Source organism: Neoroseomonas marina (assembly GCF_012927745.1).
Taxonomy (GTDB): domain Bacteria; phylum Pseudomonadota; class Alphaproteobacteria; order Acetobacterales; family Acetobacteraceae; genus Neoroseomonas; species Neoroseomonas marina.
This window is the reverse complement of the sequence record NZ_JABBKX010000008.1, coordinates 129,819-147,667: the sequence shown is the minus strand read 5'-3', so window position 1 is coordinate 147,667 and position 17,849 is coordinate 129,819. Positions and strand designations below refer to the sequence as shown.

Below are 17,849 nucleotides of genomic sequence, written 5' to 3'. Positions count from 1 at the left end.
TTGCCGGCATCATGCATCCTCGGGCGCCGTCCAGGAAACCGCTTCGAGGTAAAGAGCGCCGAGCGGCGGCAGGTCGATGGCAGCCGAGGCAGGAAAGCCGTGCATCGGCTCGGCCGTGGCGGTGACGTCGCCAAGTGCCCCGGCGCCGCTGCCGCCCAAGGCTGCGGCATCGGTGTTCAGCAGGACACGCCAACGGCCCGCGGCGGGCAGGCCGATCCGGTAGCCCGGACGCGGCAGCGGCGTGAAGTTGCTCACAACCGCGACGGGCGGCCCTCCCGCGCCATCGAAGCGCAGCCAGGAGAAGACGGAGTTCGCCGCGTCATCCGCCTCGATCCAGCGGAAACCGTCAGGTTCACAGTCGCGTGCATGCAGCGCGGGGTGGTCGCGATGCAGTCGGTTAAGATGGCGCACCAGGTCCTGGAGGCCGCGATGCGGCGCGTGCTGCAGCAGCCACCAGTCGCATTCACGCTCCTCGGACCATTCGCGCCACGGGCCGAACTCCTGCCCCATGAACAGCAGCTTCTTGCCCGGATGTCCCCACATGAAGGCGTAGTAGCAGCGCAGCGTCGCGAAGCGCTGCCAGTCGTCGCCCGGCAGCCGGCCGAGCAGCGTGCCCTTGCCGTGCACCACCTCGTCATGGCTGAGCGGCAGGATGAAGGCCTCGTTCCAAGCATACATCAGGCCGAAGGTGACGAGACCGTGGTGCCAGCGGCGATGGATCGGATCCTGCGCCACGTAGCGCAGCGTGTCGTTCATCCAGCCCATGTTCCACTTGAAGCGGAAACCGAGGCCGGTGCCGCCCGGCGGCGCCGTGATCCCGGGCCAGGCGGAGGCTTCCTCGGCGCAGGTCAGCGCGCCCGGCGCCTCCTGCGCGATCAGGGCGTTGACGTGCTGGAGGAAGGCGACGGCCTCGCGGTTGACGTTGCTGCCGTCCTCATTCGGTGTCCAGCCATCCGCCGGGCGGTCGTAGTCGAGGTAAAGCATCGACGACACGGCATCCACGCGCAGCCCGTCGGCGTGGTAGCGGTTCAGCCAGAACAGGGCGTTCGCCGCGAGGAAAGCCGCGACTTCCTTGCGGCCGAAGTCAAAGACCGCCGTGCCCCAGCCGGGCAGGAAGCCGCGCCGCGGGTCCGGATGCTCATAAAGCGGCCCGCCGTCGAAGCGCGCGAGACCCGGCGCGTCGAGCGGGAAATGCGCCGGAACCCAGTCGAGGATGACGCCGATCCCCGCCGCATGGGCGCGGTCGATCAGGCGCGCCAGGCCCTCGGGCGGCCCGTGCCGCGCCGTGACGGCATAGAGGCCGATCGGCTGGTAGCCCCAGGAGGCATCGAGCGGGTGCTCGCTGACCGGCATCAGCTCGAGATGGGTGAAGCCGAGATCGGCGACATAGGGGATCAGCGCGTCCGCGAGCTCGTCCCAGCTGTAGAAGCGGCCGTCGGGATGGCGGCGCCAGGACCCCGCATGGACCTCGTAGATCGTCATTGGCGCGCGGCGCGCATCGCCCGTCGCGCGTCGCGCCATCCAGGCGGCGTCGGCCCAGGCATGGCGGTCGGTGCGCGCGACGACCGAAGCAGTCGCCGGACGCAGCTCCGCCGCGAAGCCGAAAGGATCCGCCTTCAGCGGAACGATCGCGCCGTCGCGGCCGAGGATCTCGTATTTGTAGCACGCGCCTTCCGCGAGGCCGGGGAGGAAGATCTCCCACAAGCCGGAATCGACACGCTTGCGCATCGGGTGGCGTCGCCCGTCCCAGGCGTTGAAGTCGCCGACGACCGAGACGCGCCGGGCCCCCGGCGCCCAGACGGCGAAGCGCACGCCTGCCGCGCCTTCGTGGAGGCAGGGGTGCGCGCCGAGCCGGGCGAAGAGTCGCGCATGGGTGCCCTCGACCAGGAGGTGGTCGTCCAGCGGCCCGAGCGTGGGGCCGAAGGCGTAGGGGTCGAGGAAGGTCCAGGCATCGTCGCCGCGCGTCGCCCGCAGCCGATAGCCGCGCGGCCGCGCGGCGCCCGGATGAAACGCTTCGAAGAAACCGGCCTCGGAGCGGCGCTCGAACGGCCAGGATTCGTCGCCCACCATTGCGGCGAGCGTGTCGGCTCCCGGAACGAAGGCACGGATGACGACGCCGCCGGCCACCTCATGCGGCCCGAGCAGCGCGAAGGGATCCTCATGGCGCGCGGCGAGGATCGCGGCGACGGCTTCCTCCTCCGCGTGCCAGTGGGTCATGGCGCGACAGGAACGCCCCAGATGTCGGACGCGTATTCCGCGATGGAACGGTCCGAGGAGAACCAGCCCATTCCCGCCGTGTTCAGCACCGCCTCCCGCCGCCAGGCCTGCGGATCGCGATAGAGCTGCGCCGCGCGCGTCTGCGCCGCGAGGTAGGAGTCGAAATCGGCGGCCACCATGAACCAGTCCTCGGCCGTCAGGCTGTCCACCAGCGGGCGGTAGCGGCCGTGGTCGTCCGGCGAGAAGACCCCGCCGCCGATCGCGTCCAGGACTTCCCCAAGGCAGTCCGAGGCCGCGATCGCCGTCCCGCCGCGCCAGCCATTGGCGCGCTTCTCGGCCACTTCGGCGGCCGAGAGACCGAAGAGAAACAGATGCTCGCGTCCGATATGCTCGGCCATCTCGACTGTCGCGCCGTCCAGCGTGCCGATGGTCAGCGCGCCGTTCAGCGCCAGCTTCATGTTGCCGGTGCCGGACGCCTCCATCCCCGCGGTGGAGATCTGCTCCGACAGATCGGCCGCCGGCACGATCACCTCCGCGGCGGAGACGTTGTAGTTCGGCAGGAAGGCGACCTTCAGCAGCCCGCGCACCGACGGATCGCGGTTGACCACCCGTGCGACGTCGCAGGCGAGCTTGATGATCAGCTTGGCGCGATGATAGCCCGGCGCCGCCTTGCCGGAGAACACCTTCACCACCGGCGTCCAGTCGCGCATCGGCTCGGCCCGCATCGCCTCGTAGAGTGCGACCGTCTGCAGCACGTTCAGCAGCTGCCGCTTGTATTCGTGGATGCGCTTGATCTGCACGTCGAACAGCGCGCCGGGATCGACCTTGACGCCGATCTGTTCGCGGATGCGCAGCGCGAGCGCTTCCTTGTTCGCCCGCTTCACCGCGGCGAACCGCCCCTGGAAGGCAGCGTCGTCGGCGAGCGCGCGGAGTTCGACCAGTGCCCCGGGCTGATCCAGCACGCGCGGCCCGATCACGTCGACCAGCAGCGCCGTCAGCCCCGGATTGCACTGCATCATCCAACGGCGGAAGGAAATGCCGTTGGTCTTGTTCACGATCCGGCCGGGAAACAGGCCGTTCAGGTCGCGGAACACCGTCTGACGCATCAGGCCGGTGTGCAGGGCCGAGACGCCGTTGACCTTGTGCGAGCCCACGAAGGCGAGCTGCCCCATGCGCACGCGCCGCCCGTGATCCTCCCCGATCAGCGAGACCGAGGCGAGCAGCCGGTCGTCGCCCGGATGGCCCGCGCGCACGGCGTCGAGGTGCTCGGCGTTGATGCGGTAGATGATCTGCATGTGGCGCGGCAGCAGCCGCTCCATCAGCGGCACCGGCCAGGTCTCGAGCGCTTCGGGCAGCAAGGTGTGGTTGGTGTAGGAGGTGGCAGCGCAGGTGATGCGCCAGGCCTCCTCCCAGGGCAGCTCGTGCTCGTCGACCAGCAGGCGCATCAGTTCCGCGACGGCGATCGCGGGATGCGTGTCGTTCAGCTGGATCGCGACGTGATCCGCGAGGTTCGCCACCGTCGCTTCCGCGCGCAGATGCCGTCGCAGCAGGTCCTGCAGCGCGGCCGAGGTGAAGAAGTATTCCTGGCGCAGCCTGAGTTCCTGTCCCGCCGGGCTGTCGTCCGAGGGATAGAGGACCTTGGAGATCGCCTCCGCGCGCACCTGCCCGGCCAGCGCGCCGAGGTGGTCGCCGCGGTTGAAGGCATCGAGCCGCATCGGGTCCGGCGCGCGGGCACGCCACAGGCGCAGATGGTTCACCTGTTTCCCGCGCCAGCCGACCACCGGCGTGTCGTAGGCGACGGCGTCGACCGTCTCGCCGGGATGCCAGTGATGGCGGGGTTCGCCCTCATGGCCGTTCTCGGTCGCGACCTCGCCGCCGAAGCCGATGCGGTGGCGGATCTCGGGTCGGGCGAATTCCCAGGGGTTGCCGAAGGTGAGCCAGTCCTCGGGGTACTCCTGCTGCCAGCCGTCGCGGATGATCTGGCGGAACAAGCCGTGATCGTAGCGGATGCCGTAGCCGAAGGCCGGGATGCCGAGGCTCGACATGCTCTCGAGGAAGCAGGCCGCGAGCCGGCCAAGGCCACCGTTGCCGAGCGCCGCGTCGGGTTCCGCGAGCCGCGCCTGGTCCAGCGTGACCCCCAGCTCGGCGAGTGCGGCGCGCAGGTCCTCGGTGAGGCCGAGGTTGGAGATGTTCTCGCGCAGCAAGCGCCCGATGAGGAATTCCAGCGACAGGTAATAGACCGTCTTGCCCGAAGCGGCCGGGCGGTCGCGCATCTGCGCCAGGAAGCGGTCGACCACATGGTCGCGCACGGCCAGCGCGGTCGCCATGAACCAGTCGCGGTCGTGCGCCTCCGAGGCCGTCTTGCCGAGGGTATAGGTCAGCTTGCGCAGGATCAGGTCGCGCAGCGCCGAGACCTCGGCGGTGGCGGGGATGGCGGCAGCGGCGGAGGTGTTCAGGGCTGATCTCCGGACGGTCGATCCTTCCTGATACCAGACCAGGTTGTGCAGATGCGAGAAAAGGCCGGCGAGACTCTCGCCGGCCTCGATCGGTCAACCCTTCGGGATGAAGCGCTTCGCCTGCGCGTCGTAGTCCCCGTAGCCCAGCAGCGTGCGCAGTTCCGGCGGCGGAAGGGCCATGGACGCTTCCGCCTCACCGGCGTTCAGCGCCGCGAGGCCCGCCTTGATGCCCGCCGCGACCGGGGAGAGCAATCCGGTCGGATAGGTACCGATCTTGAAGCCCAGTTCCGCCGCACGCTTGCGGTCCGGCGTGGCCCGCGGCGCGCCGGGCGAGAGCACCGCGAAGGACGGCCGCCCCTTGGCCGCGGCGACGGCCCGGCGGATCTCCTCGTCATCGGCGGGGCTGTCGAGGAAGAGGATGTCCGCCCCTTCCTCGACGAACATCTCGATGCGGGCCACGGCCTCGTCGATGCCGGCGGTCGGGCGGCAATCGGTCCGTGCGAGCACGAGGATGCCGGATTCCTTCGCCGCCTCGACCGCGGCGCGGACCTTCATGCGCGCTTCCTCCCGCGGCAGGCAGGGCTTGCCGGCGGCGGTCAGGGCGCGCGGGGTGATCTTGTCCTCGATGAGGATCGCTGCGGCGCCGGCACGGCCATAGGCGCGGACGGTGCGCTGCACGTTCATCGGATTGCCGTAGCCATGGTCGCCATCGGCCAGCACCAGCAGGTCCGGCGCGGCGCCATGCACCATGTTGAAGCTGTCGAACATCTCCGCGAAGGTCACGAGATCGAGGTCCGGCCCGCCGAGCCGGCTCGCCGCCACGCAGGACCCCGAGAGGAAGGCGGTCTGGAAGCCGGCGGCGGCCGTCATCCTGGCCGTCAGCCCGTCCCAGACGGCGGGCATGGCGACGAAGTCGGGCCGCGCCAGCAGGGCGCGCATGCGGTCGGGGGCGGTCATCGGGCGTTTCCTCAGTTCGGTTCGCGACCGCATCCGAGCATGACACGGGCCCCGCGCGAACCCCCAGGGCTGGGCAGGTCGGCAGCACCATGGAAGCATGCGCGACAAGACACGGAGGACTCACGCCATGAGCGGCAAGGTCGCGCTCGTCACCGGATCCGGCCGCGGCATCGGCCTCGCCGCCACGCGGCGCTTCCTGGCCGAAGGCTGGCGTGTCGCGCTGCTCGACATCGACGGCGAGCTGCTCGGCCACGCCATGGCGGAACTGGCGCGGCCGGAGGAGACGCTGGCGCTGCATTGCGACGTCGCCGACGTGGCCGGCGTGCAGGCCGCGGTACGGCGCGCGGCGGCGCATTTCGGCAGGCTCGATGCATTGGTGAACAACGCCGGCACCGCCGTGTTCAAGCCGATCCTGGACACCACGCCCGAGGAATGGGCGCGCGTGCTGGCGGTGAACCTGACGGGGCCCTTCCTCGCGACCCAGGCGGCGGCGCCGATCATGGCCGAGACCGGCGGCGGGGCTGTGGTGAACATCACGTCCATCTCCGGCCTGCGCGCCTCCACGCTGCGCGTCGCCTACGGAACGTCCAAGGCGGGGCTCGCGCATCTGACGAAGCAGCAGGCGGTGGAACTCGCCGCGCTCGGCATTCGCGTGAATGCGGTGGCGCCGGGCCCGGTCGACACGGCGATGGCGAAGGCGGTGCATACGCCCGAGATTCGCCGCGACTATCACGACACCATCCCGCTCAACCGCTATGGGCTCGAGACGGAGCTCGCCGAGGCGATCTTCTTCCTCTGCTCCGACCGCGCCTCCTACCTCACCGGCCAGGTCATCGCGGTCGATGGCGGCTTCGACGCGACCGGAATCGGCCTGCCGACGCTGCGGGCGGAGCGGCGGAACCTCTAGCCGGCCTGGATCGCGGCGATCGTCGCGATCGGCTCCGGCAAGAGCGGCCCCTTGTCGATGGCCGCGACCGCGTGGTCGAGGCTCGCGACATCGGAGCGTTCGTCCGCCATCCCGAACGTTCAGACCTTCGTCGAGGCCGGCCTGGCGATTCAGTCCGCCGTCCAGCCCCCGTCCACCACCAGCGCGGCACCCGTCATCAGCGCCGAGGCGTCGGAGGCGAGGAACAGGATCGCGCCCATCAGGTCCTCGACCTGGCCGATGCGGCCGAGCTTGATCTTGGTCAGCACGCTCGCCTTGAAGGCGGCGTCCTCGAAGAAGGGCCTGGTCAGCGGCGTTTCGATGAAGGTCGGTCCGAGGGTGTTCACGCGGATGCCCTGCGGTGCGAGCTCCACCGCCATCGCCTTGGTCAGCCCCTCGATCGCCCATTTCGAGGCGCAGTAGATGGTGCGGTTCGCCGCACCGACATGGCCCATCTGGGACGAGACGTTGATGATCGACCCGCCGCGCCCCGCCGCCAGCAGCCGCTTCGCGACCGCCTGGCCGAGGAAGAACGCCGCACGGACGTTGAGGTCCATCACTGCGTCGAAATCGTCATGCGTGACGTCGGCGAAGGGCTTCGGCCGGTTGGTGCCGGCGTTGTTCACCAGAACCTCGAAGGGGTCGGTGGCGGCGATGGCGCGCGCGGCGGCCTCCGCATCCAGTACGTCGAGCACCAGCGTGTCAGCCGCGCCGCCGCGGGCGCGGATCGCCTCGGCAGCCGCCTCGATCTCGCGCGCGGTGCGGGAGAGCAGCGTCACATGCGCCCCCGCATCCGCCAGCGCCGCGGCCGCGGCGAGCCCGATGCCGCGCCCCGCGCCCGAGACCAGCGCCCGCTTGCCGTCCAGGCGGAAGGACGGCGTCCTCGGCAGGTCCATCGCTCAATCCGCCGCGGTCGCGTAGGGGATGTTGCGCCCGCCATAGCGCCGGACGCGGATATTCGCCTGCTCCGCATGGCCCGCGAAGCCCTCGAGCATGCAGAGGCGCGAGCAGTATTCGCCGATCATCGTCGCCGCCTCGTCCGTCAGGACGCGCTGGTAGGTGACGGTCTTGAGGAACTTCCCGACCCAGAGCCCGCCCGTGTAGCGCGCGGCCTTCTTCGTCGGCAGGGTGTGGTTGGTGCCGATCACCTTGTCGCCGTAGGAGACATTGGTGCGCGGCCCGAGGAACAGCGCGCCGTAATTGGTCATGTTCGCGAGGAAGTAGTCCGGGTCGCGCGTCATGACCTGCACGTGCTCCGAGGCGATGCGGTCGGCCTCGCGCACCATCTCCTCCTCGCTGTCGCAGACGATGACCTCGCCGTAGTCCTCCCAGGCCTTCCGGGCGATGCCGGCGGTCGGCAGGATGGTCAGCAGGCGCTCGACCTCGGCCATCGTCTCCCGCGCCAGCTTCTCGGAATTGGTCAGCAGGATCGCGGGCGAGTTCGGGCCGTGCTCGGCCTGGCCGAGCAGGTCCGTGGCGCAGAGCTCGCCATCCACCGTCTCGTCGGCGATCACCAGCGTCTCGGTCGGACCGGCGAACAGGTCGATGCCCACGCGGCCGAACAACTGCCGCTTGGCCTCCGCCACGAAGGCATTGCCGGGGCCGACCAGCATGTCGACCGGATCGATGGTCTGCGTGCCGAGCGCCATCGCGCCCACTGCCTGGATGCCGCCGAGGCAATAGATCACGTCCGCGCCGGCCAGGTGCTGCGCGGCGACGATCGCCGGCGCGGGCTTGCCCTCGAAGGGCGGCGCGCAGGTCACGATCCGCTTGCAGCCCGCGACCTTCGCCGTGACCACCGACATGTGCGCGGACGCCAGCAGCGGATACTTGCCACCCGGCACGTAGCAGCCGACCGAGTTCACCGGGATGTTCCTGTGGCCGAGCACCACGCCCGGCAGCGTCTCGACCTCGATGTCGCGCAGCGCATCCTTCTGGTGCTGGGCGAAGTTGCGCACCTGCTCCTGCGCGAAACGGATGTCGTCCAGGTCGCGCGCCGAGAGCTGCGACAGGCAGTCCTTGATCTCGGCATCGGTCAGGCGGAAATCCGTGCGGTCCCATTTGTCGAACCGGATCGACATCTCCCGCACCGCAGCATCGCCGCGCGCCGCGATGTCGGCGAGGATTCCCTCGACCGTCGCGCGGACCTTCGCGTCGTCTTCGGCGCGGGCTTCCGCGTCGCGGCCCTTCTTGAGATGGCGAGCCATGGCGTCCTCCTGCTGCGTTGCGGCAAAGGCGTAGCGGGCGGGGGGCGTCTGTCAACCGGCAGGCCCCTGGTCGGCCCCCCCGCAGCGGCCTAACATCGTCCCATGTCCGATCGGACCCGATGGTGGGGCGGCACGAGGGCGCCAGGCGAGCGCGCAGCGCGCCCGGTGCTGAGGCATGGACGCCGGCCCCTCTAGTACGCCGCTGCGCGAGCAGCCGGCCATCACCGCCCGCCGCACCGTGCGGCGCCGCCTTCGCATCGCCGTCGCGCTGACCGCCATCCTCGCCGTGCTCGCTGGCGGGACGACCTGGCTGCACCGCCAGTTCACCACCGTCTTCGTCGACGACGCGCGCATCGCGGCCGACATGGTCACCCTGTCGAGCCGCCTGCCCGGCTGGATCACCGAGCTCGACATCATTGCCGGCGACACGGTCCGTCAGGGCGGGGTGCTGCTCCGCCTCGACAGCCGGGAGGCCGAGATCGCCCTGCGCGAGACGGAAGCGCGCCTCGCCGGCATTGCCGCGCGCCGCGCGGAACTGGAAGCGCGCCTCGCCATGGTCGACCGCCAGACCGGCAGCCAGGAGGACGCCCAGCGCGCCAGGCTCGAGGCCGCCCGCGCGCAGCTCCCCGCCGCCGAGGCCGAGCGCATCTATGCCGAGGGAGAATTCGCCCGTGCCGTGCAGCTGATGGGCACCGGCAGCGGCACGCGCCAGCGCCACGAGCAGACGCGCGCGCAACTGGAGACCGCGACTCAGCGCGTCCTCGCCGTTGCCGCCGAGATCCGCAATGTGGAGGCGCAGCTGGCGAATGCCGGCGCGGCCCGCGAGGAACTGACTGTCCTGCAGCGGCAACTGGACGCGACCGAGCCGCAGATCCGCGAGCTGACGGCCCAGCGCGACCGCATCGCGCTCGAGATCCGCGACCGCACCCTGCTGATGCCCTTCGACGGCGTGGTGGACCGCATCTTCGTCGATCCCGGCGAATACGTGACCCCCGGCCAGCGCCTGCTGCTGGTCCACGATCCGGCCCGGGTGCGCGTCGAGGCCAATGTGAAGGAGACGGAGATCCGCTTCTTCCGCCCCGGCGCGACGGTCCGCCTGCGCGTCGATGCCTATCCCGGCCGCACCTTCGAGGGCACGGTCGAGCGCGTCGGCGCCGCCGCGACCAGCGAATTCGCCCTGCTGCCGAGCCCCAACCCCTCGGGCAACTTCACCAAGATCACCCAGCGCCTGCCGGTGCGCATCGCCCTGCCGTCCGGCGCCGCGGATGGTCTGCTGCGCCCGGGCATGATGGTCGAGGTCGAGGCCGCCGCGCGTGAGTGAGGCCGCACTCGGCGGTCCGTCGCGGCGTGCCTGGGCCGGGCCGGGCATCGAGGAACTGCAGGCCCGCTGGGGCGCGCCCTACCGCGTGCTGGTGACCTTCGCGGCGATGATCGGCACCGTCGCGACGATCCTCTCGGCCACCATCGTCAACGTCGCGCTGCCGCAGGTGATGGGCGCCTTCGGCATCGGGCAGGACCATGCGCAGCTGATCGCGACGGCCTTCCTCGCCGCCGTGACGGGCACGATGCTGCTGAACGGCTGGCTGGTCGACACCTTCGGCTGCCGCCTGACCTATGCCGCGGCGCTGGTGGTGTTCGTCGTCGGGTCCATCGTGTCGGGATCGGCGCCGAACGAAGGCGTGCTGATCGCCGGCCGGGTGCTGCAGGGTGCCTCGGCCGGGATGGTCCAGCCGCTCGGCATGCAGATCATCTTCCAGGTCTTCCCGGCGGACCGGCGCGGCTCGGCCATGGGGCTCTATGCCGTGGGCGTGGTGCTGGCCCCGGCGCTCGGACCGACGCTGGGCGGGCTGATCGTCGACAATTTCGGCTGGCGGTCGGTGTTCTTCCTCGGCGTGCCGGCGGCGCTGCTCGGCCTGGTGCTGGGACTGATCTTCATGCCGGGGCCAGCGGATACCGGTGCGCGGCGGCGTTTCGACGGGCCCGGCTTCGCGCTGCTGGTCGTTGCGCTGCTGGCCTTGCTCACGGGCCTGTCGAGCGGCCAACGGGAAGGCTGGTCCTCGGACCGCGTCGTGATCGAGCTGTCGATCGCCGCCGCCGCCGCGATCGGCTTCGTGCTGTGGGAACTGCACACCGATGCGCCGATGCTCAACCCGCGCCTGTTCGCGGTGCGTGGCTTCGCCTGCTCGGCGGCGGTGGGCCTCGTCTATGGCGCGGGGCTGTTCGGATCGACCTACCTCGCGCCGCTCTTCGTGCAGACGGTGCAGGGCTACACGCCGACGCGCGCGGGGTTGCTGCTGATGCCCGCCGGTCTCGCCATGGTGCTGGTCTTCCCCATCGCGGGGCGGCTCGCGGACCGGCTGCCGCCCTGGCTGCCGATCGGCATCGGGCTGACGCTGTTCGCGCTGTCGACCTGGCTGATGACCGGCGTCGACACCAACACCGCCTTCTGGACCTTCGCGATCTGGATCCTGATCGGGCGCATCGGCTTCGGCCTCGCCATGCCGTCGATGAACGCCGGGGCGCTGCGCGCCCTGCCGCCCCGCTGGGTCGGGCAAGGGTCGGGCGCGGTCAATTTCGCGCGCCAGTTCGGCGGGGCGATCGGGGTGAACCTGCTGTCCATCCTGCTCGAACGCCGCACCCAGTTCCACGCCCAGGCGCTCAACGCCACCCAGGAAGGCCGCGCGGCGACGCGCAGCGTGCTGCGCGAGGTCGAACGCCTGCTGTCCGAGGGCGGCGTCGACGAATGGACCCGCCAGGCGATGGCGCAGGACTATCTCGGCCAGATGGTGTTGCAGCAGGCGAGCATGCTCGCCTTCCGCGACACCTTCCTCGCGGTCGCGCTGGGCTGCCTCGCGGCCCTGCTCCCTGTTGCCGTCATGCGTCGGCGCCCGACTTAGCGATCGGGGCGAAACACAAGGCCGCGAGGGGCTGCAACCCCGCCCGCTGCGCCACGTTGGCCTTGCGATGCCGCGAAAAGAGGAGCCCCGGGCATGATTCGCGTCTTTCCCGTCCCGATTCAGGTGCGCACCGCCGGGGGCCGCTGCCTGGCGCGCTTCGCGATCACCCCCCAGGACCCGGCCGATCCCTGGTGGGTCGTCTATCGCGACGCATCCGGGCAGTGGTGCACTGCGATGGTTCTCGAACCGGCCGCCATCTGAACCGTGACAGCAAGGCCCGGGGCGGTGGCTCCCGGGCCTTTCGCTTGTCCGACGCCCGTATGTCAGCGGCGCCGCATCCACTCCGCCAGCGCCGTCCCGGCGATCGCGCCGACCACGGGCGCAACGCCCGAGGCGCCCGACATGAGAGCCTTGCCGCTCGTGGCCGCCGCCAGGCTCGCGCGGCGCAGCAGCAGGGCTTCTTCCGCGACCGGGTCCCGCAATTGCCGCGCAACGACGACAAGCACGGTCGCCAGCAACAGATCGGCAAGCGCCATGAGGCCGCAGGCACCCGCCAGCCCGAACCGCGGCACCAACAGCTCGATGGCCGCGATATGGAGCAGAGCGAGCGCCGCCACGCCGAACACCGCCGCGCCGCCGAGCCAGCCGGCCCGGCGCGCCGCGAGGCCGCAGCTGCGGCGGAGGCGCAGTCCCTCCGCCTCCGCCGCGACGCCGAGCAGGCTCAGCGGGCCCATGGTCAGCGCCGCATCAGCGCGCCGATGGCGATCCCGACCACGGCCGCCGCCCCGAGGGCGACAAAGGGCTGCTCGCGCACGCGCTCGGCCAGGCCATCCGCCTGCGCCCGCAGGGCCGCCTGGGCGGCCTCGGCCCGCTCCCCGGCGCCGTCGATCGCGGGCGTCAGGTGCTCGCGCACCAGCGCATCGACCCGCTCCCGCAGGCCGGCAAGCTCCGCGGCGGCGGCCTCGGTCAGGGTCGGGGTCTCGTTGGTCTGCACCTTCGCACGCATGAATGGATCTCCTTCGCGGATCGGGACGATGGGGCTCACCCACCGGCGCCCTTGCGACATCAACGACGCGCGACCGCCCGAGTTTCATCGCCTCGCAACCGGCGCCGGGGCCGGCGCGTTCCCCTTTGCGTGAACGGATGGGAGGCGGCCGTGCCCGCTGAGATCGAGACACCACAGCGCGAAGGCCGTGGCACCGCCGGCCCGCTCTGGCTGATTGCCGCGCTGATGGTCCTGGCGGTGCTGCACCTGGGACGCGACGTCTTCATCCCGATGGCCCTCGCGCTCCTGCTGTCGGTCGTCCTGGTCCCGCCCGCGCGGCTGCTGCAGCGGCTGGGCCTGCCGCGACCGCTCGCCGTGCTGCTGTTGCTGGTCGTCGCCCTCGGGGTGATCGGGGCGGGCGCCTTGCTCGTCACCTCGCAGATGCTGAACCTGGCGGCGGATCTGCCGAACTGGGAAGCCAACCTCGTCCGCAAGCTGCACGCCCTGTCCGAGGGCTCCGGCGCGCTCGATCGCGCCATGCGCACGCTGCGGCGTCTCGCCGAGGAGCTGGGCGGCACCGGCAGCGTCCCCGAAACGGTCAATGTCGCACCCGTCGGCGCGAGCGGACCGAGCAACCTCGGAGCGCTGCTCGGCCTCGCATCCATGCTCGCGGGGCCCGTCTCCTCGCTCGCGATCGCCCTGCTGCTGATGGCCTATCTGCTGATCCAGCGCGAGGACGTGCGGGACCGCTTCCTGCGTCTCGCCGGGCTCAACGACCTGCATCGGACGACGCGCGCCATGGCGGATGCGACCGATCGCGTCGGGCGCTACCTCCTGATGCAGATGCTGCTGAACGCCGTGTTCGGCCTCGGCATGGGCGCCGGCCTGGCACTCATCGGCGTGCCCAACGCGCCGCTGTGGGGCGTCCTCGGCTTCATGCTGCGCTTCATCCCCTTCCTCGGGGCCTGGATCGCCGTGGCGATGCCGCTCGTCGCCGCCTTCGTCACCGGCGAGGGCTGGACCGAGCCCCTCCTCGTGCTCCTGGTCTTCGCCGTGGTGGACGGCATCGTGACCCATGTGCTCGAGCCGCTGATCTATGGACGCTCGACCGGCATCTCGCCGCTGGCGCTGCTGGTCTCCTCGGCGGTGTGGACGGTGCTGTGGGGCCCGATCGGGCTGCTCCTGGCGCCGCCGATCACGGCATGCCTCGCCATCCTCGGGCGCCACGTGCCCGCCCTCGGCTTCCTCGAGATCCTCCTCGGCAATGGGGAGGCGCTGCCCGCGCCGCTGCGATTCTACCAGCGCTTCCTCGCCGCCGATCCGGAAGGGGCGCAGCAGATCGCCGAGGCGCGGCAGGAGGAGGCGGGGACCGCCGCGGCCCTGCGCGAACTCGTGTTGCCCGCGGCCCTCGCCCTGGCGGCGGACCGGGCCGCCGGGGCGGTCGGGCCCGCGGCGGCGAACCGCATCGGGGATGGCCTCGCGGCCCTCGCAACGGGGCTGGCGGAGGACCCCTTGCCCGACGCCACCGCCCCGGCGATCCGCGTCCTGCCGGTCGCGGGCGCGGCTGACCGTGCACTGGCGGGCCTCGTCACCGGCCTTGCTACCGAAGCCGGCTGGCGTCTCGCCGCGCCCGGGGAACCGGCCGATCTGGCGATCGCCTGTGCGTCGCTGCCGGTGTCGGCCGCGCGGCTGCGCCGGGTGCTGGCGCATGCCGCCCGCGACACGGCGACGGTCGCCGGCTTCGCGCCCGAGGAACCGGCCGCGCAACAGCTCGCCGCCGCCAGGCCGGGAAGCGTGCTGCGGAGCGTCGAGGCCATCGCGACCCGGCTGGAACGTCCGCGGCGCCAGGTCGCGTCCGACACCCCTGCCCTGCCCGAAGGCATGCCGGCCCCGGCGTGAGCGGGCCGGCGGCGACCTCAGGCAGCGCCGCGGAGGGTGTCTTCGACGCTGCGGTGATGGATGGGGAAGCGCACGGCGATGCGGGTGCCGTGCTCCCCCGCGATCTCGGCGCTGCCGCCGAGATGCGCGGCGAAGCCCTCGATCAGCTGCAGGCCGAGGCCATCGCCGTTCGGTTCGGCCCCGCCGAGGCCGACGCCGTCGTCGCTGATCACCAGCAGCGCCTCTTCGCCATCCACCGCCAGGGAGATGTCGATCGTGCCGCCGAGCCCATCGGGAAACGCGTACCGCATCGCGTTGCTGACCGATTCGGTGATCAGCAGGGCGAGCGAGATCGCCTGGTCGGAGCTGAGCTCGATGTCCTCCGCCGCGATCCGGATCGCGATGCCGCTGTCCGGGCCGGTGCCGAGGGCGTCGCCGAGTTGCCGCGACAATTCCTCGAGGAACGGCCGGAGCGAGATCCGTTCGAAGGATTGGTGGAGATAGAGGTGGCGATGCAGCGTCGCGAGGGCCTGCACCCGGTCGCGCGCCACCGCGAACTCGGCCTGGGCGGCCGCGCTGCGCAGCCGGCCGGCCTGGAGGTTCAGCAGGGAGGCGACGATCTGCAGGTTGTTCTTCACCCGATGATGGATCTCGGCCATCAGCAGGTCGCGCTGACGCAGCGCGCCGGTCAGGGCTTCCTCGCGCTCGGTGAGCGCGGCGGCGGCGGCGGCCAGGGCCCGATCGAGATCGCGGACCTCCTTCGGGCCCGCGGCCTTGGGGTCGCGGGCCAGCGGACTGCCCGGGGCCCAGCCCCGCACGCGCGCGGCGAGCCGGCGCAGCGGCCGGGACACGGCGATCTCGACGCCGAACACGATGGCGGCGAGACAGCCGGTGAGGAACAGTCCGAGTTCGAGCAACCGCCGCAGGAGCGCGGCCTGGGCGGCTGCCACCTCGGCCTGGACCGGCAGTCCGACCAACAGGCGCAGGCCGGGCTCGAGTTCCTGTGCCGACCAGGCGTGGTCGGTGCCGTCCCGCGCGCGGCCCCGGACCTCCTCCTCTCCGTTGCGGCCGATCCGGGCCAGGATGTCCGGGGGTGGCAAGGCGCCGGCGACCGCCGAACCGAAGGGCAGCACCGACCCATCCTGGTCGATCAGCCAGACGCTGCGGTCGCCCGCGACCTGCGTGCCGCGGTCCGAGCGCAGGAAGAAGCCGAGGAACAGGCTGCCCCCCACCATTCCGCGGAGGGTGTCGTCGGGGCCGAGAATGGGGGCGACGCCAGGTAACACGGCCCGCTGCGACAGCATACCGATGGTGAACTCGCCGAACTCGAAGGCATGGCTGCGCCGGACCGCGGGGACGTAGTCGAGGTGCGCGTAGCTCTCCCCGCGGGGAGCAGGCAGGCCGCTGCAGACAAGCCGACCATCCGGGTCCAGGACCCAGAAATTCGAGTAGCGTTCGGGTGTCAGGCCGCGCAGGCGGGCGAGCTGAGCGTCACAAGCCTCGGGCGACATGTCGAGGAGGTGGCCGCGCAGGGCCAGGCCGGTGACGATCTCCCGCAGCGTTTCCACGGCGGCGCCGTGGCGTGCGACCGCGACTTCCCGCAGGATCATCGCATTCCGCGGTCCCTGGGCGAGCGCCGACTGGTAGGCCGTCCAGGCATTGCTGCCGGCGATGCCGGCGATCGGTATCGTGGCCGCCGTCGCCAGTGCCAGGAGACGGCCCCGGACCCCGCTGAAGACAGCGTGCGGGCGCGATGGCGCCGGTTCGGCGCCGCCCGTCACTTCTTGCGGTCCTCCTCGATCAGGCGGAGCAACTCGGGAGGAATGGGCTCACGGGCCACGTCGTCGAACATCCGGTGCAGGCCGCGCCGCAACCAGATGTCGAAAGCCGCGTCGGACACGGAGGATTTGGGCTCCCGTGTCCGACGCGTGCGGATGCCCTGCGGCACCGCCCGCTTCTCCTCGTCAGATGAATCCATCATGTTCCGCGACGGCGGCCAGCCGCCCGTCCTCCACTCCGCGCATGTTACGCGGCGCGGCGGCGGCGGCGCTAGCGCCGGAACGGCGCGCGGCGCGCGGCGCGGTGGCCGGCCCCTCGCCCATCAGGCGGGCCTCGAGGGTCCGGCGGGCACGGAAGACGCGGCACTTCGCGGTGCCGACGGCGCAACCCATCGCCTCGGCGACTTCCTCGTAGGACATGCCTTGGACCGATACCATCAGCAGCGCGGTCCGCTGATCGGCCGGCAGGCGCGCCAGTTCGACGCGGAGTTCACGCAGCGCGAGGTTGTCCTCCTGGCCGCCGGGCCGCGCGAAGGCATCGGCCGGCGTGTCATCGATATCGACGGTCTCCCGCACCCGGCGGCGGTCGGAAATGAAGCGGTTGCGCAGGATGCGGTACATCCAGGCGCCGAGGTTCGTGCCCGGAACGAAGCTCTCCCGCGCCGCGAGAGCATTCGCGAGGGCCGCCTGAACGAGGTCGTCGGCATCCGCCCGATTGCGGGTCAGGGACAGGGCCTGGACCCGCAATTTCGGGAGGAGCGCCACCAGCTCCTGGTGGAAGCCCTGCACCGGCGCGTTCGCCACCGGCTGGGCCGCACTGTCGCTGACCGTCATCATGCCCGGACAACGGACGGGGCCTGCGAGCGGTTGCAATCCGGTGATTGCGAATTCTGCATAACAGACATGCGTTGAACGCATGAAACTAGGGTCCGGGGGATTCGTTCCGCTCGGTATGGAGGCCCTTTCGCCCCGCCCCGGCTCGTCAGGTCCGCGCGTCGAACCGCCGCGCCAGCGTTGCGCGCGCGCGGGACAGACGTGCCTTCACCGTGCCGGCCGGAGACCCGGTGATGGCCGCGGCCTCCGCCACCTCGAACCCCAAGGCAGCCACCAGGAGCAAGGCCTCGCGCTGCGGTGCCGGCAAATCGGAAAGCCCGCGGGCCAGATCCGCCAGATCGGCCGCCGCGGCCTGGGCGGGCAAGGGAATGCTTGGTTCCGGCATGGCGGCCAGGCTTCGGCGCTCGCTGCCCCGCCGGCGTTCCTCGTCCAGGAACGCATTCCGCAGGATCCGGAAGATCCAGGCCCGCAGCTCCGTCCCTTCCTGCCAGGAGTCCGCGTGTTCCAGCGCCCGCAGCAGCGCTTCCTGCACGAGATCGTCGGCTCGCGTTGCGTCCCGCGCCAGGAAACGGGCGAAGCCACGCAACTGGGGTGTCAGCGCCGCAAGCGCGGCCCGGAACTCCGCCCCGCCGGGCGTCATGGCGCCGCCCCGCAACCGGCTGGCCGGCCCCGCACCCGACATGGCATTTCCATGGACCGCATAATGGACTTCGCA

16 protein-coding genes are annotated in these 17,849 nt (G+C 71.3%); 5 read left to right on the top strand and 11 right to left on the bottom strand.

Annotated elements, in window-relative coordinates; translation table 11 throughout:
• Positions 1 to 9: 9 nt before the first annotated feature.
• The 3 genes from glgB to GWK16_RS19975 form a co-directional block, all read right to left on the bottom strand.
• On the bottom strand, positions 10 to 2,217 hold the full coding sequence (glgB, locus tag GWK16_RS19985; protein WP_170055726.1) for a 1,4-alpha-glucan branching protein GlgB: 2,208 nt from the start codon (positions 2,215 to 2,217) through the stop codon (positions 10 to 12).
• Positions 2,214 to 4,622 carry a glycogen/starch/alpha-glucan phosphorylase gene (locus tag GWK16_RS19980; RefSeq protein ID WP_456306763.1) on the bottom strand — a complete coding sequence of 803 codons (2,409 nt, stop codon included), beginning with the start codon at positions 4,620 to 4,622 and terminating at the stop codon, positions 2,214 to 2,216. The genes glgB and GWK16_RS19980 overlap by 4 nt, the downstream gene beginning before the upstream one ends.
• Positions 4,623 to 4,766: 144 nt before the next feature.
• Positions 4,767 to 5,630 (bottom strand): isocitrate lyase/PEP mutase family protein, encoded by an 864-nt coding sequence (locus GWK16_RS19975; RefSeq protein ID WP_170055725.1) that lies wholly within the window; start codon positions 5,628 to 5,630, stop codon positions 4,767 to 4,769.
• 127 nt (positions 5,631 to 5,757) lie between these two features.
• On the opposite strand from GWK16_RS19975, the gene GWK16_RS19970 reads away from it, so the two are divergent.
• The gene (locus GWK16_RS19970) at positions 5,758 to 6,537 is read left to right on the top strand and encodes an SDR family NAD(P)-dependent oxidoreductase (protein ID WP_170055724.1); all 780 of its coding nucleotides are present in this window, start codon (positions 5,758 to 5,760) and stop codon (positions 6,535 to 6,537) included.
• 149 nt (positions 6,538 to 6,686) lie between these two features.
• Here the strand turns inward: GWK16_RS19970 and GWK16_RS19965 are convergent, their stop codons facing one another.
• Complete coding sequence (locus tag GWK16_RS19965; protein WP_170055723.1) at positions 6,687 to 7,451, bottom strand: SDR family NAD(P)-dependent oxidoreductase; 765 nt, start codon at positions 7,449 to 7,451, stop codon at positions 6,687 to 6,689.
• Between the two features lie 3 nt (positions 7,452 to 7,454).
• Positions 7,455 to 8,762, bottom strand: coding sequence for a histidinol dehydrogenase (gene hisD / locus GWK16_RS19960; RefSeq protein WP_170055722.1), 1,308 nt, complete (start codon positions 8,760 to 8,762; stop codon positions 7,455 to 7,457).
• A gap of 175 nt (positions 8,763 to 8,937) precedes the next feature.
• Here hisD and GWK16_RS19955 point away from each other — a divergent pair, with 175 nt between their 5' ends.
• The 3 genes from GWK16_RS19955 (at position 8,938) to GWK16_RS19945 (ending at position 11,920) form a co-directional block, all read left to right on the top strand.
• Positions 8,938 to 10,083 carry an HlyD family secretion protein gene (locus GWK16_RS19955; RefSeq protein ID WP_170055721.1) on the top strand — a complete coding sequence of 382 codons (1,146 nt, stop codon included), beginning with the start codon at positions 8,938 to 8,940 and terminating at the stop codon, positions 10,081 to 10,083.
• The gene (locus GWK16_RS19950; protein ID WP_211187590.1) at positions 10,076 to 11,659 is read left to right on the top strand and encodes a DHA2 family efflux MFS transporter permease subunit; all 1,584 of its coding nucleotides are present in this window, start codon (positions 10,076 to 10,078) and stop codon (positions 11,657 to 11,659) included. The genes GWK16_RS19955 and GWK16_RS19950 overlap by 8 nt, the downstream gene beginning before the upstream one ends.
• Before the next feature lie 93 nt (positions 11,660 to 11,752).
• Positions 11,753 to 11,920, top strand: a complete 168-nt coding sequence (locus tag GWK16_RS19945; RefSeq protein WP_170055720.1) for a hypothetical protein — start codon at positions 11,753 to 11,755, stop codon at positions 11,918 to 11,920.
• Positions 11,921 to 11,982: 62 nt separating this feature from the next.
• Here the strand turns inward: GWK16_RS19945 and GWK16_RS19940 are convergent, their stop codons facing one another.
• Both GWK16_RS19940 and GWK16_RS19935 read right to left on the bottom strand, forming a co-directional pair.
• The gene (locus GWK16_RS19940; protein ID WP_170055719.1) at positions 11,983 to 12,393 is read right to left on the bottom strand and encodes a hypothetical protein; all 411 of its coding nucleotides are present in this window, start codon (positions 12,391 to 12,393) and stop codon (positions 11,983 to 11,985) included.
• A 2-nt stretch (positions 12,394 to 12,395) separates the two neighbouring features.
• Positions 12,396 to 12,665 carry a glycine zipper domain-containing protein gene (locus tag GWK16_RS19935; protein WP_170055718.1) on the bottom strand — a complete coding sequence of 90 codons (270 nt, stop codon included), beginning with the start codon at positions 12,663 to 12,665 and terminating at the stop codon, positions 12,396 to 12,398.
• A gap of 150 nt (positions 12,666 to 12,815) precedes the next feature.
• Between GWK16_RS19935 and GWK16_RS19930 the strand changes: the two genes are divergently transcribed.
• Positions 12,816 to 14,543 (top strand): AI-2E family transporter, encoded by a 1,728-nt coding sequence (locus GWK16_RS19930; protein WP_170055717.1) that lies wholly within the window; start codon positions 12,816 to 12,818, stop codon positions 14,541 to 14,543.
• 17 nt (positions 14,544 to 14,560) lie between these two features.
• On the opposite strand, the gene GWK16_RS25795 is transcribed toward GWK16_RS19930, so the two are convergent.
• The 4 genes from GWK16_RS25795 to GWK16_RS19910 all read right to left on the bottom strand — a co-directional run bounded on the left by GWK16_RS25795 (position 14,561) and on the right by GWK16_RS19910 (position 17,774).
• Positions 14,561 to 16,303 (bottom strand): histidine kinase dimerization/phosphoacceptor domain -containing protein, encoded by a 1,743-nt coding sequence (locus GWK16_RS25795; protein WP_170055716.1) that lies wholly within the window; start codon positions 16,301 to 16,303, stop codon positions 14,561 to 14,563.
• A complete protein-coding gene (locus GWK16_RS19920; protein ID WP_456306762.1) occupies positions 16,300 to 16,458 on the bottom strand; it encodes a NepR family anti-sigma factor in 159 nt (52 codons plus the stop codon). The genes GWK16_RS25795 and GWK16_RS19920 overlap by 4 nt, the downstream gene beginning before the upstream one ends.
• Positions 16,459 to 16,486: 28 nt before the next feature.
• Complete coding sequence (locus GWK16_RS19915) at positions 16,487 to 17,137, bottom strand: sigma-70 family RNA polymerase sigma factor (RefSeq protein ID WP_248291508.1); 651 nt, start codon at positions 17,135 to 17,137, stop codon at positions 16,487 to 16,489.
• Positions 17,138 to 17,282: 145 nt separating this feature from the next.
• Complete coding sequence (locus GWK16_RS19910) at positions 17,283 to 17,774, bottom strand: sigma-70 family RNA polymerase sigma factor (protein ID WP_170055714.1); 492 nt, start codon at positions 17,772 to 17,774, stop codon at positions 17,283 to 17,285.
• Positions 17,775 to 17,849 lie beyond the last annotated feature (75 nt).